This is a genomic window from Pseudomonas helleri (genome assembly GCF_001043025.1).
Taxonomy (GTDB): domain Bacteria; phylum Pseudomonadota; class Gammaproteobacteria; order Pseudomonadales; family Pseudomonadaceae; genus Aquipseudomonas; species Aquipseudomonas helleri.
Window position 1 is genome coordinate 93303 of the sequence record NZ_JYLD01000005.1, and the last position, 15792, is coordinate 109094.

The following is a 15792-nucleotide window of genomic DNA, read 5'->3' on the forward strand; positions in this document are numbered from 1 at the left end:
CCGGGTTAGCCGCGACACGGCCATGGATGGCCGATCGCGGCGGGCCCACGGAGCAAGGCCTGTGGTGAGGGCATGCCGAGCCAGAGCGAGGCACCGAGGGGTTGGGGCAAAAGCGTTTTGGTTACTTTGCCGCTTTTGCAAAGTGACGCGGCGTAAGGCCGGAACCCTAAGTGGCCGTTGCCGCAGCAACGGATATGTACTCAAGTCAAAAGCCCCTCACCCTAGCCACTCCCGAAGGAGAGGGAATCGATTGGGGGATGCTGAAGAAAATCGGCGGCCTGTTTGCTGCGCGACAGTTGGCGCCGACGACGGGCGGCCCCACTAACAGTTTGTTATTGAGGAAAGTAGAAATGTCGGTGTTGCCCGAACTGGAAGCATTTTTAGAATTGGCTGAATTCAGCCGCATGACCGGCAAGACCCAGCCCATGCATGCGCTGACCCCGGTCCAGGCCCGCAGCGAGTTCGAGCAAAGCGCCAGCGTGTTCGATGTGCCGTTGACGGCGGTGGACAGCTACGACGTGCGCATCCCGGCGCGTGATGGTTTCAGCGTGTCGGCGCGGCTTTATCGTCGTCCTGGCCTTGAGGTCGGGCCGTTGCCGGTGGTGGTTTATTTTCATGGCGGTGGCTATGTCATTGGCAGCCTCGACAGCCATGATTCGCTGTGCCGCCGGTTGGCGGCGGCCGGGGATTTTGCCTTGCTGGCGGTCAATTACCGGCTAGCCCCGGAGTGGGTGTTTCCCACCGCCGTGCATGACGCCTGCGATGCAGTGAACTGGCTGCTGCGTGAGGGCCGTCAACATGGGCTGGACGCCTCGCGGGTGGCCTTTGCCGGAGACAGTGCGGGCGGAACCTTGAGCACGGTGTTATCGATTCTCGCGGTGCAGGAACCGCAAGAAGTCGCCATCGTGCCCCGCGCTCAAGTGCTGCTGTATCCCGTAACCGATGGCAGCTGCAAGCGTGACTCCCATCAGCGTTACGCCGAGGGCTACCTGCTCGAAACCGCGACCATGGACTGGTTTTACGGGCATTACGCCAAGGGTGAACAGGCGCTGCAGGACTGGCGGATTTCGCCGTTACTGGCAACGGACGTCAGCGGCCTGGCCCCGGCGCTGGTGTACCTGGCTGGCTACGACCCGTTATATGACGAAGGCCTGGCGTACGCCCGCAAGCTTGAACAAGCCGGTAACGACGTGCTGTTGCTGGAAGAACCCGGCATGACCCACGACTTTATGCGCATGAGCGGCCTGCTGGAGCAAGTGCCGGAGATCCATGGGCGGGTGGCGGGTTGGCTGGATAAAAGGCTGGCAAAGTAACCCGTTGGAGCTGCCGCAGGCTGCGTCGCGGTCATTATGGTTTAGCGCGCAGACGCTTTTTTGAGTCGCCACGGTTTAAAGCTCAGCCACAAAAACACCCCTGGCATCTGTAGCGCAATCATTATCCCCAGCGACCACTGATAAGCCTCCAGAGGGTGTCCTTGTCCAGTTGACGGCCACAGGCTTAGCATTTCCCCCATCAGCCACTGCAAGATAAATGCGAGTACGAAAACCACCAGATTGAACGATGAACTGACCCGTCCTGCCAGTTCGGGAGATACCGATTGAGCGACTATCGCGTAGTTCATGGTGGTAGAGGTGCCGAAGAAGCTAAACCCCATAGCAATCAACAATGGCGATATGTGCAGCCCGCTGATCATTAGTGATTGAAACGAGATGAAGATTAGAACCCCGGTGCCGCACACCATGATGGGCTGTACACCAAAGCGCTGCAGGTAGTCGGTAATCGAGCCGAACACCAGCGAACCAGCCACCATGGCTACAGCGCCCCAGAGCAAAGTATTGGCCATGCTGGAATCGCTTAATTGAGCCACGTCCCTTAGCCATGGCCCCATCCAGAGCGACAGCACTGACATATAGATCGCATGGGCAAACACCGAGTACAACGCAAGACGCCAGAATACCCATGAGGAATAAAGAGTCCCCACGGCCTTGGACATTTCCGCGAGTGTGGTGTGCTTGGGTTTATAGGTGCGAGGTACGCTGAGATGAATGATCACACAGACGAATAGTGTGAGTAGAGCCAAAATCAAGAAAGCTTCTCGCCAAGAGATCCATTTCAGTAGCTCATGCAGCGGCGTGGTAGAAGCCATGGCACCCAAACCGCCTACTGACAACAGGCACGCAGTACTTAGCGGCAGACGTTCAACAGGCAGCCAGATAGCGCACGCTTTAATAGCACTCATCAGTGAACCGGCAACCCCTAGACCAATCAGGCCGCGTCCAATTATCAAGCCCAGTTCACTGTGGGAGACACTGAAAATTAGCGAACCCACTACAGCAAATAGCAGCATGGGGGCCTGCACGCTACGTGGACCGTAGCGGTCAAGCATTACACCGAGCGGGATCTGCGCCGCAGCAAATGTTAGAAAGTACACCCCCGTCAACAGGCCCAAGCTACTGGCCGGCAAGTGCAGCTCTTGTTCCAAATCCACGTAGATCAAGGCATTGACTGTGCGAAACAGGTACGACACGAAATGACCGAGGCCAAAGGGGATGAATATGGTCAGAAACAAATATAAAAATGAATGTTTAGCTTCTTGGGCAGCCTTGTTGCAAGACTCGGTTTGCTCATTGTTCATGTCGCCAGAGCCTTATTTATGGAAAAGGTTGTGCGTATTTCACAACAGAAGCGTCCTCTGGCGTCTTCAAGCCACAGTTCATCGGGGCCGGGTCGCATTTCAGAGAACTTAACGTGACCAGCGCTCTTCAGTGCATTGATGATGCCGTCCAAGGACAAGGGGTTATCAAAATCAAGAAAAAGCGGTTTGGGTTCGGTGTCAATTTTGATAAAGGCGTAGCGGGGTAATCCTTGAGACACTGCCCAAGCTCGCCATTGCATCGTATATTCAAGTTCCTCGATTGTGCCCTTAGGCTCCGGTAGCTGCTCACGAGTGAATAGCCAGGAAGCGCGCTTATAGAGGGTACGACCTAACCAGATACGTCGGTACTCATGTTTGGCTACGGCGCTATCGGCTAGAGTAAAACCAATTCGATGTAAAGGAGTGGGGTACACACATAGCAAGTCTTCACTGAATTGGCCAAGGGTATCGACCACTTGCAGACGCCCATTCACAAACAAGACTTTTGCCCTGCCTGCGGCAAACTGTTGGTGCGGTTCGACGCAACCGCCCCCCGATGGCAACACCAGTTGCAAGTAAAATGGCTGCAATGGCCAGTCGATGTGCGAGCGTTGATAGCTGTCAGGCGAGTCCGCCAGTATCAGGCGAGGGCGCTGAAAAATAGTTTCCACCTGTTGGCAAATCTGGGAATTGTAGGGGCCGAATGGATCCGCAACGGGCTGGCTAAGGGTATGAACCGCGGGATGCACTTCTCCTACGATTATTTCGTAGTGGCCAAGATTGAAGGCCTCGATTGACGCGCTTGAGAGCAGTAGGTCCGGAGAGTGATAGTCACTGCCGAAAACGGTGAAATCTGAAACGTCAAAATCCTTGTTTAGCCGACTAATTAGATGGTCAATATCAGTCGCGCAAAGACGCACCTCGGATTGCGCTGGGAACTCTCGCAACAACTGCGTCCAGGCTGTTTCCAAGCGTTGGTTGAGATCTACGATGATACTAGTTTCGATCGCGGGTAGAAGAGGGGCCAAGGTATTGATTAGGTCAAGAAAATCTACTGTTCTGCAAGGGTTAATAGCTTGGCGCTGCTCCCATGCCTCGACGAAGACACTGTTAAGCTGGTGTGCAATGGCTTTGATCAGCCACTGATTTATGCGCATAAGCGGTGCGAGTTCTTTGTTGACTTGGTGGAATACTGTTTGGCCAAAACTGATGTTGATGTTTCTTGAGCAATCTTCGTAAATCGGATATCGGCCTACATACATGGTGCCAGACTCCCTACAGAGATCGACGCCCGCCTCGCCAAGCAATCGATTCAACTTTTCAAGAATTTCGGTTCGGCGTATCAGGTCGCCATTGGCATAGTCACAGCGTGCCTGTTCAAGTGCATGAAGGCGAGAATGCCACGCTTTTTGGAAGTCAGGAGACACCCCGGTTGTGGCCAGATAGTGTTGAAGTCGTACGATAGGGTTACGCTCGCGGGGCGAAATATCCCAGCCTCGACGCACAATCCGTTTATTAACTAAGTGATCCAGCAGATCGCGCAGAGTGTAGGGTGAGATATCTGAGCAGGCATTCAATATCTGCTTAAATGTAACGTCTTCTTTGTGTTGAGCGTTGATGGTGTGGAGTACTTGCGCAGTAAGGGGGGTAAGACGCTGGCTTTTATTTATTGGCATGAATAAGTGTTGTTCACGTAAATAGCAACTGGCATTAAGTTTCAAAGGCATGCAGTCGGTATTTGGGCATTGTTGATTGATCTGTTCAACCAGTCTCTGCATCACCCAGTTCTCGAAGAAAGTGTGGCGATCCTTAAGCCATGTAGTGTCATTTTGGGTCAGTTGTACATTGGCGATCTGCTGGTCTTTGAAGTGCCCCCAAGCCAAGGGTCCGAAAAAACTGGAGGTATCGTTTTTTGCGCAGAAACGTTGTGCATAGCTCCAGCCCAAACGTAGTTTCTGTTTTTTCCGTGAGTCACTTCTGCTGTGCCGATCCTTGATGAGTTCTTGGATGCGGGCCCGAGCCGATGGATTAGATATAAACAAGGCCTCGCTTACCGCGTCATCATCCAGGAAATTAATTAGTCCTTGGCGTGCTCTTTCCAGATAAGTGCTGTATTCATGACGTGCAACGTCCCCTATGACGAGCCGCTTCAATAAGTCGTTCCATTTCAGTACCGCGGTGTTAAGCGGTTCGCGAAGTGCTTGTGGTAGGTCAGAAAGCAGTAAGGACTGGCCTTCGTTGAGTTTACGGATGAGTTTGCGGCAGGTTAGTAAGGAATGTGAGTTTGCTTCTTCAAGCATCATTGCCTTCAGCGCTTGAAATGCACGGAAGTCTTGCTCAAAGGCACGACATGCAGGTAACTCGGAGAGTCGACCAAGATCAGTCAAGTAGTGAATGGGAAAGCCAGTTGAACGTAGCCAGAAGTACTGTGAGCTTTCCATTATCTAGACGGGTATCCATATGGCGTTGAATTGGTGCAGCTTTCTCAGCAGTGTCATATCTTCGTCGCTAGGATGCTCGGAGCTTGCAGAACCAGTTAACCGCGCCAATGTAGCGAGCGATTGTGGCCTTCCCAGACATTTATAGAGGTTCGCTGAGCGTGTGCAGATGAGCGTAAATTTATGACGTGCCTCAGGGCTGGGCAAATACACCAGAATGCATTGGCTTGATTCCTCCAGACTGCTGATTCCCAAATGATGTTTGTCACGAAGCCAATGCGATAACGTATACCGACTCTGATATACACGTGCGCTATCAGCGCGCTGATACTGCTCTGGTATTAAAGCGCGAGCTTGGACTAATCCTGTGTAGAGGCGAACGCCTTCGCGCTCAAGCCGCATTAGGTCATGAATCTCCGGATAATCTGATAGTTTCGGGTGTTCGAGCAGATAGCACAGTACTGCATCGCAATAGCCATACACCTTGGGGCCGTAATCAAACCATGCGTGCTTACGCAGAAATTCCTTGGAGAGTGTTGGCAGATCCAGGCCAATGTTAAGTAGTGCGCGCAACGTCAGCGGAGCGCCGGTATCCAGCGCATTAATGAACGAGTTGATCAAGCGAAATTGATAGTTTTCGACAAGCCATTTCACATTCTCAAACTGGCTGGCGTAGGTAAGCATAATCACCCGTTCGTCATCTGAGAGACCATCTAACCATTGAGTCGCCCCCTCTGCTTGGTACATCTGCTGCTGCATCGTTTCATCGCGTAGGAGGCGTCGCCATAACGTCCAGACCTGCTCAGCATCCATGCGTCAGTTCCTGCATCGGTTTTGTATAGTGATTCCAGATTTTCTGGGCGCGTTTCACATCCGTGATGATCATGTGTTCGTCGTTAGAGTCCATTACGCGTGTAAGCGCATGGTGTGCCTGCCCTTGGTATTCCAGGATAATTGCCGAAGGCTGCGCACGAGACATGAGCTCCTGAAGTAGATCCCAGACGGGTTCGGGTACACACGAGTCGTGCCAATCATGATAAAGCCCGTTGTGCCAACTGCCGCCTGCCAGGTGTACCGAGATCACTTTGTCTAATGGCAAGGTGTCAAGGTAGTCGCGCAAGTCGAAGTTTTTAAGGTTTAAATGATTGGCGTAGATGTTGTGTAAATCCAAGTGCAAAAAAGTTCCGGATTGTTGTATTAGCCGGGCCATAAACTCGGCTTCACGCATTTGTGCACCTGGGCATTGCACGTAATAGGCGGCGTTTTCATGGGCCAGTGGCATCCCATAATGAAACTGCAACGTTTTTGCTCGCTCGGCGCATCGGAGTACTTCTGCATTGGAAAACTGCAATGGACTGCTCCAGATATCTAGCCAAGAGTTGTCGCCATAAAAACAATGATTGGCGACCCATGGGCTTTTTAGCATTTTGGCCAAGGGCACATGACGTTTCAACGCGGCGGTTTCTTCAAGAGGGCTGAAGCCAAAGTCGCAACCATAATTGGAGTGGGCCAGTAGCGTGAATTTCTCAGCCAGCCGATTGATCATTGCTTGGGCCGCGGGTTTGATAACCTGAGGGCCGTCCATAGGGGCCATGATGTTATCGAGCAGAATTTCCAAGATATCAACTTCGATCTCCTCAAATGGAAACCATTCAAGGATCTCGGGGTTGTACTGGATTCCCACACCTATCGGTTTGGGCTTAACGAAGTGAGCCATGTAATTGCCCATCCAGAGAAAGAAAGGCTTCCTCGGCGTCAATCCGAGGAAGCGCAGAACGATCACGCGAAAACTTTACTCTCGATAATTTCTATATCGTCCAGATCAAACTCCTCAAAGGTAGTAGAGATGGGATCTGGTAGATCTATGAGGTCGACGGTGTGCTCAACGGTTTCGGCTGTGTCCAGAGTAACTACTGATTGGTTCATGGCGTTGTCCTTATGGGTTGTCGAAGAGGCGGATCAGGAAAAATACGGTAAAGTACCAAGTGGCTATCCAGCCTAGGCAGGTCAATAGGAATGTGCTCCAGTAGAGTCTGCGCAAAGCGGGGGAGATATCTTTGAGAGGAGCGGTCCTCCAATGACGTTTCACATAGTTGAAAGCATGCTGGCGCAGACGCGGTTGCCCCAGAACCTCGGTAATAGCCAGGTAGCTGTCGCCATTAAAGGTGGGTAGCAGAGTAGGTATGAGGGAGACGAGTGATGCCACGACCATGACCACAAATAGGGTATCTAAAATGCTTTGCGTATCATGGAAAAGTGCCCATAGAACAATGCCTGAAGCTGCATACAGTAGGCTGACCAAAGGGCCCACAAGAATTGTTATAACCCGATGCTTTAGCGGCAACTGCGACCATTGCTTTTGTTCCGGACGCACCCAGCCGGTGGCCAACAACAAGTAGATACCAATTCCGAAATCGTTGACCTTGACTCCATAGTGACGACAGGCCATCGCGTGTCCTAATTCGTGAAGGGCGATGGACGTCAATATGACCGGGAAGTGCCAGAGTAGCCAGTTGTAGCTTTGGACGTAGGTTCTGCCAACATCGTCCATAAAAGTGTCAAAATGCAGTCCTAAATAAATGAAGCTCGCAATAGCTAGCGCCAACAATGGCAAAACGAATACCGCGTAACAACACCAAGGCATCAGCCGATAAATACGATCTAGCAGTGGCTGAGGATTGATTTTAACAAGGTTGATTAAAAGGTATCTTTTAAAGGGGCCGTAGGTGATACCCATTGCGGGGTCGTAAAACTTCTTTGCTTTAGGGGTGTTTTGTTTGCTTAGCAATTTTAGTTTAAGTAGTTTGCGCTCGAACTGGGCAAGTTTTTCGAGGTTTACTTTTATCTGATACTGCGTAAGAGCAACTATTGCTATATCTTCCAGGTTTCGTTGTCCATCGAAAAGTAACGCCAATAAATACTCGGCCTTGCCTAGTTCAAAGCTTATGTCATTAGACGGATCGTAAATGTTGTAGCGTCGAGTAACAGAATCTGCTGCCGGCGGGATTGCGATTAGGTCATTTCTGAAGCTGGAGCAGGCTTGGACACCCGGCTTGTCGAGATATGACGTCGAAGTACTCATGTAAGGGGGCGTAACGCGCGTAGGCTTGGCATATGGTCCTCTTGAAGCGCCTTGCGGCCCTGAGCCTTAATGCCTTCAAGACGCTTAGAGTCTATATTCACACAGGCTCGCCCCAATACGAAAACCGCTCCTGGTCGGGTGGGGCCGCAGACGGGATCATGGGTGGTATGTATAGGCTCCCAGTTGTGCTGGTACATCAAGTGCTCGATGCTATTGGTAGTTAAGTAGCGGCGATGATTATGGGTTAAAAATCCTTGCTTGATACCGTAACCCAAGGCCCGACCTTCAATCAGCAGCAGACCATTCTCTGCACTGGCTTTACGGCAAAGTCGCATAACTTTATTGACGTCATGAACATGTTCCAGTGAACCATTAATGATAATGAAATTGTAGTCTCCGTGGGGGCTCATATGTTCTGCTCCTACCAAGTCAATACTAAGTCCAATTTTTTTTCCGTACTCCACATAGGCCCGGTCAGGATCATTACCTTTTACTGACCAACCTCGCTTAGCGAAAGGAATCATCATGCCGCCAGCGGAGCATCCAACATCAAGTAGTTTTCCTTTGCTGGGTAATATGCTTTTTAAGTACTGGCACAGGTGTTCGCCACGGCGCACCTGATCCTGAAAAAAAGCGCGCTCTGGCTCATTATTGCCAAATAAATTCAAGCGGTAGAATTTGTTGTAATACGCTTTATAAAAGGTTTCACTAAAGCGGTATTTTTGGTAAATATGTCCGCAATCACGACAGCCGAGTACTGGTAATGCTACTGCCTTGCCACAAGGGCCTTGGACGCTATCCAGCAAACACAAATGATCATTGGAATTGCACAGCTCACAATTGATTTTTTGCGCGTGAAACGTGCCGGGCATTTGCAGAAGCTGTAAATACTGTCGCGCTATGAGTGTGCTCACAATATAGCTCCGGTCACTTAATGCAAAAGAAACCTTCAAAGCAAATATATTTAAATACGCTGGTTATGTCCTTGAAGCCGGATCGAGACAACATATCTATATTGCCGGACGTGGAAAAAGGTTCCAGAACACCCTTTAAGCTTCTTGATTTGGCTAATATTTCATCGGCGCTATAGCCCTGGTCAAGCTTGTAATCTATATAAAGGCTGTTGAGGATGTCTTGAAATCGAGCGTCTGGTCCTCTGACTTTTTCAAACATAATGAATGCGCCGCCCCAGTTCAAAGATTCGTAGATGCGATCAATTAATAACTGACGAGCACGTGGGTGCACAAATTGAATAGTGTAGTAAGCAACAATCAAATCACTTTTTGCAAAGGGGAAGGTCAATATATCGTCGGTTATGAAACTAACGTTGTCTTGTTTGGGTGCGCACAAATGGTCATTGGCTTTGAGTGTCATCGCCGGTTCCAAATCTATGCCGACCCAGTTTGTCGAGGAGCAGTGACGCAGTGCAAGCTGTCTGGTTAAAGTGCCGGTGGAACTTCCAAGTTCGTAGCATGTGCTGTCATGTTTTACGAAAAAATCGCTGAGTGACAGTACAATACTGTGCCCGTCTTTATAGTGAGGTACGGACTTGGATACATGGGAATCGAAATGCTGTGGGGTAGTACCTCCAAAAGTCCACGATGCATTGCTATATTCTACGCCGTCTCCTGCTGTTTCGTTCGAAACAGTAGGTGGGGTTAGTGAGGAAGACATATGTGTCATATCCTTTTTCAGTTAGCAATGGAGGTTTATTGAGTTTGATTTTTGCGGCTTGGATGGATGGTAGCTAGGCGCAGTTGATCTGTCATTGGTTTTTTTTGTGGGGAAAAAGTGTTTTAAAAGTGCTTGGTTTTTATGAAGGGTGGGGGTGCTAATATATTTTTCTTACTATTCATGGTGTTGTAGGTGTGTGTGGGGTGTGTGTTGATTGTTCTTGTAAGGTTTTTCGAATACTGAAACCTATTTGTATGAAATTTCCGTCGCAATAAAGGCGAAGTTCTTACTTGGGTGGGTGCTCTGGAAAATTCACTACAACTGCATTTCTCTGTAGTTGTTTTTTTACGCCATGCTCGGGTGTAGACTGTTAAAGTATTGTGCCTAATTGTAGAGGGTTAAGGCGCCGTTTAAATAACGGCAACTTGGTTTTTTGGGGTGGAGAGTTAAAAGTTGGGTGGATGAGTTTGTTTTTCCTGGATATGGCTTTGTGACTCTCAAAGCCGGTGCTTTCCGTTATTGCTGCTGGCGCAGATGTGGCTACACGAACCGTTTTCAATCCCCAAATCCAATCTGCGCAATCAACCACACATTCGCCCCGCTGATCACGGCAAACAGGAACCACGCCAGCAGCTTTGTCGGCAGCCGATTTGCGAAAGGCCCCATGAGCGTCGGGTCGCTGGTCATGCGGATCAGCGGGTAGAGCGCAAAGGGCAGTTGCAGGCTCAGCACGACCTGGCTAAGGATCAGCAGTTTGCCCACGGCGTCATCGCCCATCAGCCACACCCCGAGGAACGCCGGGATCAACGCCAGGCCACGGGTAATCAGGCGGCGCTGCCAGCAGGGGATGCGCAGGTTCAAGTAGCCTTCCATGATCACTTGCCCGGCAATGGTGCCGGTGAAGGTCGAGCTTTGCCCCGAGGCCAGTAATGCCACGCCAAACAGCACGCTGGCCATCGCGCCGCCGACCAGCGGGTCGAGCATGCGGTAGGCGTCCTGGATTTCGACGATGTCAGAATGGCCGGTCTGATGGAAGGCGGCAGCGGCGAGGATCAGGATGGCGGCGTTGACCAGCAGGGCCAGGGTCAGCGAACCGATGGTGTCGATGCGCGACAGGCGTACGGCGTCGAGTTTGCTGGCGTAGTCGCGGCCGGTCAGGCGGGTTTGCACGATGGAGGTGTGCAGGTAGAGGTTGTGCGGCATGACCGTGGCGCCAATGATGCCGATGGCGATGTACAGCGGCGCGGCGTCGCTGATGGCGGAAAGGGAAGGTTTGAAGCCTTCGAAAACATCCGGCCAGTAGGGTTTGATCAGCACCAGTTCAACGAAAAAACACGCGGCGATGGTCATCACCAGAGCCAGCATGATGGCTTCGAGGCGGCGGAAGCCTTTGCCTTGCAGCGCCAGAATCAACAGGGTGTCGAAGGCGGTCAGGGCGATGCCGAAGGTCAGCGAGCAGCCTAGCAGCAAGTGGAAGGCCAGCGCGCAGCCGAGTACTTCGGCGAGGTCGGTGGCGATGATCGAGATTTCTGCCAATACCCATTGAAACCGCGCCGAGCGCTGGCTGTAGCGTTCGCGGCAAAGTTGCGCCAGGTCGCGCCCGGTGGCGATGCCCAGGCGAGAGCACAAACACTGCACGGCCATCCCGGCCAGGCTGGCGAGCAATACCACAAACAGCAAGCTGTAGCCGTAGCGCGAACCTGCTTCGATGGCGGTGGCCCAGTTGCCCGGATCCATGTAACCGATGCTGATCAACAAGCCGGGCCCGGCGAAGCTCAGCGCGCGTTTCCAGAACGGCGCCCTGGTGTCCACGGGGACGCTGCCGCTGACTTCAGGCGGGCAGAAGGGCGCGGTGGCGATTTTTGGCAGGCTGAATTTCAAACGCGGGCTCCGGGACTTTATAAATCAGTGTTAGCGAGGTGCAGGCAGTTGCAGCGGTGTCAGTAACGGCTGGCCACTAAAAAACGCCTGCAGGTTGTCGACCACCAATTGCACGGTGTCTTTAGCCGCTTCGGGCGATTGGCCGGCCACGTGCGGGGTCATGACCACGTTGCTGAGGGTTTTCAGGCCATCGGGGACCAATGGCTCGCCGTCAAACACATCAAGCCCGGCACCGGCGATGGTGCCTGCGGCCAGGGCGGTGATCAGGGCTTGAGTGTCGACCACGCTGCCCCGGCCAATGTTGATCAGGTAGCCGTCGGGGCCCAGCGCTTGGAGTACGCTGGCGTCGACCAAGTGTCGCGTGCCCGCACCGCCGGGGGTCGCCAGCACCAGAAAGTCCACCGCGCTGGCCAGGTCGTGTACGTTGGCGCGGTAGGTGTACGGGCTGTCCGGGCGGGGTTGGCGGGTGTTGTAGCTGACGCTCATGTCAAAACCCAGCGCGGCCCGTTTGGCGATGGCTTGACCCACTGCGCCAAGGCCGACAATGCCCAAGCGTTTTCCGGACAGGCTCGGCTGGCGTACTTTGATCCACTCGTTACGGCGCACGCTGGCGTCCGCCTGGGGGATGCCGCGCACCGTAGACAACAGCAGCGCCAGGGTATGGTCAGCCACGCACGAGGCGTTGGCCCCGGCGCCATTGGTCACCTTGATCCCGCGATTGCTGGCGGCCTGCAAATCGACTTCTTCATAGCCAGCGCCAATCACGCAGATGATGCTGAGCAAGGGCAGGGCGGCCATTTCATCGTCACGCAAGCCCAGCGGGCCGCGGGTCAGCACGACGTCAATACGTGCGCCGTGAGTGGCGATGGCCTCGGCGCGGCTGGCGGCGCTGGGCGCAAGAATCAGTTCATAACCCTGGTCCTCCAGCAGATACAGACAGTCGTTAACCGTTTCAACCAGCACCAGCACTACGTGGCCCATGGGGAGACTCCAGACAGGATTGACCGAGAATGAGGCGAGATTAGCACCTCTGTCCCGGGGTTTTCCCTGTATCAACTTGATACAAACGCTCTATTTGGAGGTTTTTTCATCTGCGCGTCGGATGTTCGGGCTTTGCCTGCGTGCTGCGCTGGAGCCGAGCCGGGTCGGCCTGTTAAGATTCGCCCTTTGTTTTATCTTCACTTCGAGATCGCTCATGACCACCGTTCGCACGCGCATCGCGCCATCACCGACTGGCGACCCCCACGTAGGTACCGCTTACATCGCTTTGTTCAACTACTGCTTTGCCAAGCAGCATGGCGGCGAATTCATCCTGCGCATCGAAGACACTGACCAATTGCGTTCGACCCGCGAGTCTGAACAGCAGATCTTCGACGCCCTGCGCTGGTTGGGGATCACCTGGAGCGAAGGCCCGGACGTAGGCGGCCCGCACGGTCCATACCGTCAAAGCGAGCGCAGTGACATCTACAAGCAATACACCCAGGAACTGGTCGACAAGGGCTATGCGTTCCCGTGCTTCTGCACCGCAGAAGAGCTGGACCAAATGCGCGCCGAGCAAATGGCCAAGGGCGAAACCCCGCGTTACGACGGCCGTGCCTTGCTGCTGTCGCAAGAAGAAATCGACCGCCGCCTGGCCGCAGGCGAGCCGCACGTGATCCGCATGAAAGTGCCGACCGAAGGCGTGTGCGTGGTGCCGGACATGCTGCGTGGCGACGTCGAGATCCCGTGGGACCGCATGGACATGCAGGTACTGATGAAGGCTGACGGCCTGCCAACGTACTTTTTGGCCAACGTGGTCGATGACCACCTGATGGGCATCACCCACGTGCTGCGTGGCGAAGAATGGCTGCCATCGGCGCCAAAACTGATCCTGCTGTACGAATACTTTGGCTGGGAACAACCGCAGTTGTGCTACATGCCGCTGCTGCGTAACCCGGACAAGAGCAAGCTGTCCAAGCGCAAGAACCCGACGTCGGTGACGTTCTACGAGCGCATGGGCTTTATGCCTGAGGCCATGCTCAATTACCTGGGCCGCATGGGCTGGTCGATGCCGGACGAGCGCGAGAAGTTCTCGCTGCAAGAAATGGTCGATAATTTTGATCTGTCCCGTGTCTCTCTGGGCGGGCCGATTTTCGATATCGAAAAGCTTTCCTGGCTCAATGGCCAATGGCTGCGTGACTTGCCGCTGGAAGAGTTCGCCAGCCGCGTGCAGCACTGGGCGTTGAACCCCGACTACATGATGAAGATTGCGCCGCTGGTGCAGGGCCGGGTTGAAACCTTCAGCCAGATCGCGCCGTTGGCCGGATTCTTCTTCGCAGGCGGCGTGCAGCCGGATGCCAAGCTGTTTGAGCACAAAAAGCTCTCTGGCGATCAAGTACGCCAGTTGATGCAGTTGATTTTGTGGAAGCTCGAAAGCCTGCGTCAGTGGGAGAAAGACGCGATCACGGCGTGCATTCAGACCGTGGTGGAAGCCCTTGAGCTAAAGCTGCGTGATGCCATGCCGCTGATGTTCGCTTCCATCACTGGCCAGGCCAGCTCGGTGTCGGTACTGGATGCCATGGAGATCCTGGGCCCGGACCTGACGCGCTTCCGTCTGCGTCAGGCGCTGGACCTGCTGGGTGGCGTATCGAAGAAAGAAAACAAAGAGTGGGAAAAGCTGTTCAGCGCAATGGCTTGATTCGCGTTTATTTGTAGTCGCTGCCGAAGGCTGCGAGAGGGGCCGAAGGTATTTTGGAACAGCAGGGCTGCTATGCAGCCCATCGCAGCCTGCGGCAGCGACTACAAATTTAATCAGCGCGCCCCCGTGTTTTCGGGGTTTTAAGGGTAAGTGGTTGTTCTCACGACAAATTTTTTTAGAAATTTTTAAAAATAAGTTTGACAGCCTACCGATCCAGTCTTAATATGCGGCCCGTCCACACAGCAACACGCAACATTGACTGTTTGGGGCTATAGCTCAGCTGGGAGAGCGCTTGCATGGCATGCAAGAGGTCAACGGTTCGATCCCGTTTAGCTCCACCAAATTTTAGGTTCACTGCCTGGCCACACCGGCATTGAATCGATCAGCACTCAGCGCTGATCAAATAGAAGGTTTGTGTCCCCTTCGTCTAGTGGCCTAGGACACCGCCCTTTCACGGCGGTAACAGGGGTTCGAGTCCCCTAGGGGACGCCAGTTTCACAGAAGCAGCATTTCGGTGTTGCTCCGCCGCCAGGCGATAAATCGGGGCTATAGCTCAGCTGGGAGAGCGCTTGCATGGCATGCAAGAGGTCAACGGTTCGATCCCGTTTAGCTCCACCAATTTACAGTTCAATGCCGGGCCACACTGGCATTGAATCGATCAGTACTCAGCACTGATCACTGTTAGAAGGGTTTGTGTCCCCTTCGTCTAGTGGCCTAGGACACCGCCCTTTCACGGCGGTAACAGGGGTTCGAGTCCCCTAGGGGACGCCACGATTACCCGCTCTGCGGGATTTTTAAGGGTCATTCATTTATTGAATGGCCCTTTTGTTTTTCTGGCGTTCGGCCATTTCCATCCCTTTTGCCTTTGCCATCAGTCCGGGCCTGCCTCAGCGCAGATCGGGTGCGTTACACTGCGCGCTTTATTTGTAGGCAGGGAGACAGGCATGAATTGGGATCTGGCGACGCCGTTCATCATTGATCTGCACGTGCAGAGCGAAGACATCGACGGTTTTGGCCATGCCAATAACGCCGCCTATGTGGTTTGGCTGGAGCGCTGCGCCTGGCGCCACTCCCAGCGCCTTGGGCTGGATTTGACCGAATACCGCAGGCTCGACCGGGCCATGGCGGTGGCGCGCCACGAAATCGATTATCTGGCCAGCGCCTATGAAGGGGATGAGCTGCAGCTCGCGACCTGGATTGTCGATTTTGACAAGCGCCTGCGTCTGACTCGGCACTTTCAATTGATCCGGCCAAGTGATGGCGCGACCTTGCTGCGCGCGCAAACCACGTTTGTCTGCATCGAACTGTCGACGGGCAAGCCCAAGCGCCTGCCGCCGGAGTTTCTGGAAGGCTACGGTTCGGCGGTCGTAGCGCCCTGATCGAGATACCGATTGGTTACATAACC

Annotated in this window: 13 protein-coding genes and 4 tRNA genes; 7 read left to right on the plus strand and 10 right to left on the minus strand. The window is 53.4% G+C overall.

Annotation, left to right across the window (positions count from 1 at the left end; all coding sequences use genetic code 11):
- Positions 1-350 precede the first annotated feature (350 nt).
- A complete protein-coding gene (locus TU84_RS09800) occupies positions 351-1313 on the plus strand; it encodes an alpha/beta hydrolase fold domain-containing protein (RefSeq protein ID WP_048369087.1) in 963 nt (320 codons plus the stop codon).
- Positions 1314-1354: 41 nt separating this feature from the next.
- Here TU84_RS09800 and TU84_RS09805 read toward each other — a convergent pair whose 3' ends face one another.
- The 10 genes from TU84_RS09805 to TU84_RS09845 form a co-directional block, all read right to left on the minus strand.
- Positions 1355-2635, minus strand: a complete 1281-nt coding sequence (locus TU84_RS09805; RefSeq protein ID WP_048368864.1) for an MFS transporter — start codon at positions 2633-2635, stop codon at positions 1355-1357.
- Positions 2632-5076, minus strand: coding sequence for a lantibiotic dehydratase (locus TU84_RS09810; RefSeq protein ID WP_048368865.1), 2445 nt, complete (start codon positions 5074-5076; stop codon positions 2632-2634). Before TU84_RS09810 ends, TU84_RS09805 begins: the two co-directional genes overlap by 4 nt.
- Positions 5077-5079: 3 nt before the next feature.
- Positions 5080-5886 carry a hypothetical protein gene (locus tag TU84_RS09815; protein ID WP_048368866.1) on the minus strand — a complete coding sequence of 269 codons (807 nt, stop codon included), beginning with the start codon at positions 5884-5886 and terminating at the stop codon, positions 5080-5082.
- Positions 5876-6856 carry a DUF692 domain-containing protein gene (locus tag TU84_RS09820; protein ID WP_241486396.1) on the minus strand — a complete coding sequence of 327 codons (981 nt, stop codon included), beginning with the start codon at positions 6854-6856 and terminating at the stop codon, positions 5876-5878. The genes TU84_RS09815 and TU84_RS09820 overlap by 11 nt, the downstream gene beginning before the upstream one ends.
- Complete coding sequence (gene tglA / locus TU84_RS26040) at positions 6853-6999, minus strand: 3-thiaglutamate biosynthesis pearlin carrier peptide TglA (protein ID WP_153329789.1); 147 nt, start codon at positions 6997-6999, stop codon at positions 6853-6855. Before tglA ends, TU84_RS09820 begins: the two co-directional genes overlap by 4 nt.
- Positions 7000-7009: 10 nt before the next feature.
- A complete protein-coding gene (locus TU84_RS09825; RefSeq protein ID WP_174479322.1) occupies positions 7010-8155 on the minus strand; it encodes a M50 family metallopeptidase in 1146 nt (381 codons plus the stop codon).
- Positions 8152-9069 (minus strand): class I SAM-dependent methyltransferase, encoded by a 918-nt coding sequence (locus TU84_RS09830; protein ID WP_241486397.1) that lies wholly within the window; start codon positions 9067-9069, stop codon positions 8152-8154. The genes TU84_RS09825 and TU84_RS09830 overlap by 4 nt, the downstream gene beginning before the upstream one ends.
- Before the next feature lie 13 nt (positions 9070-9082).
- Entirely contained in the window at positions 9083-9829 is a 747-nt protein-coding gene (locus TU84_RS09835) for a methyltransferase domain-containing protein (RefSeq protein WP_048368867.1), read from the minus strand.
- A gap of 555 nt (positions 9830-10384) precedes the next feature.
- Positions 10385-11710, minus strand: a complete 1326-nt coding sequence (locus tag TU84_RS09840) for an Nramp family divalent metal transporter (RefSeq protein ID WP_048368868.1) — start codon at positions 11708-11710, stop codon at positions 10385-10387.
- 30 nt (positions 11711-11740) lie between these two features.
- Positions 11741-12691 carry a 2-hydroxyacid dehydrogenase gene (locus tag TU84_RS09845; RefSeq protein ID WP_048368869.1) on the minus strand — a complete coding sequence of 317 codons (951 nt, stop codon included), beginning with the start codon at positions 12689-12691 and terminating at the stop codon, positions 11741-11743.
- Positions 12692-12905: 214 nt separating this feature from the next.
- On the opposite strand from TU84_RS09845, the gene gltX reads away from it, so the two are divergent.
- The 6 genes from gltX to TU84_RS09875 all read left to right on the plus strand — a co-directional run bounded on the left by gltX (position 12906) and on the right by TU84_RS09875 (position 15766).
- Positions 12906-14387, plus strand: a complete 1482-nt coding sequence (gene gltX, locus TU84_RS09850; RefSeq protein WP_048368870.1) for a glutamate--tRNA ligase — start codon at positions 12906-12908, stop codon at positions 14385-14387.
- A 265-nt stretch (positions 14388-14652) separates the two neighbouring features.
- A tRNA-Ala gene (locus TU84_RS09855) sits at positions 14653-14728 on the plus strand.
- 75 nt (positions 14729-14803) lie between these two features.
- Positions 14804-14879: transfer RNA gene (locus TU84_RS09860), tRNA-Glu, on the plus strand.
- A 50-nt stretch (positions 14880-14929) separates the two neighbouring features.
- Positions 14930-15005, plus strand: a tRNA-Ala gene (locus tag TU84_RS09865).
- 77 nt (positions 15006-15082) lie between these two features.
- Positions 15083-15158 (plus strand) — tRNA-Glu (locus TU84_RS09870).
- 173 nt (positions 15159-15331) lie between these two features.
- On the plus strand, positions 15332-15766 hold the full coding sequence (locus TU84_RS09875) for an acyl-CoA thioesterase (protein ID WP_048368871.1): 435 nt from the start codon (positions 15332-15334) through the stop codon (positions 15764-15766).
- Positions 15767-15792 lie beyond the last annotated feature (26 nt).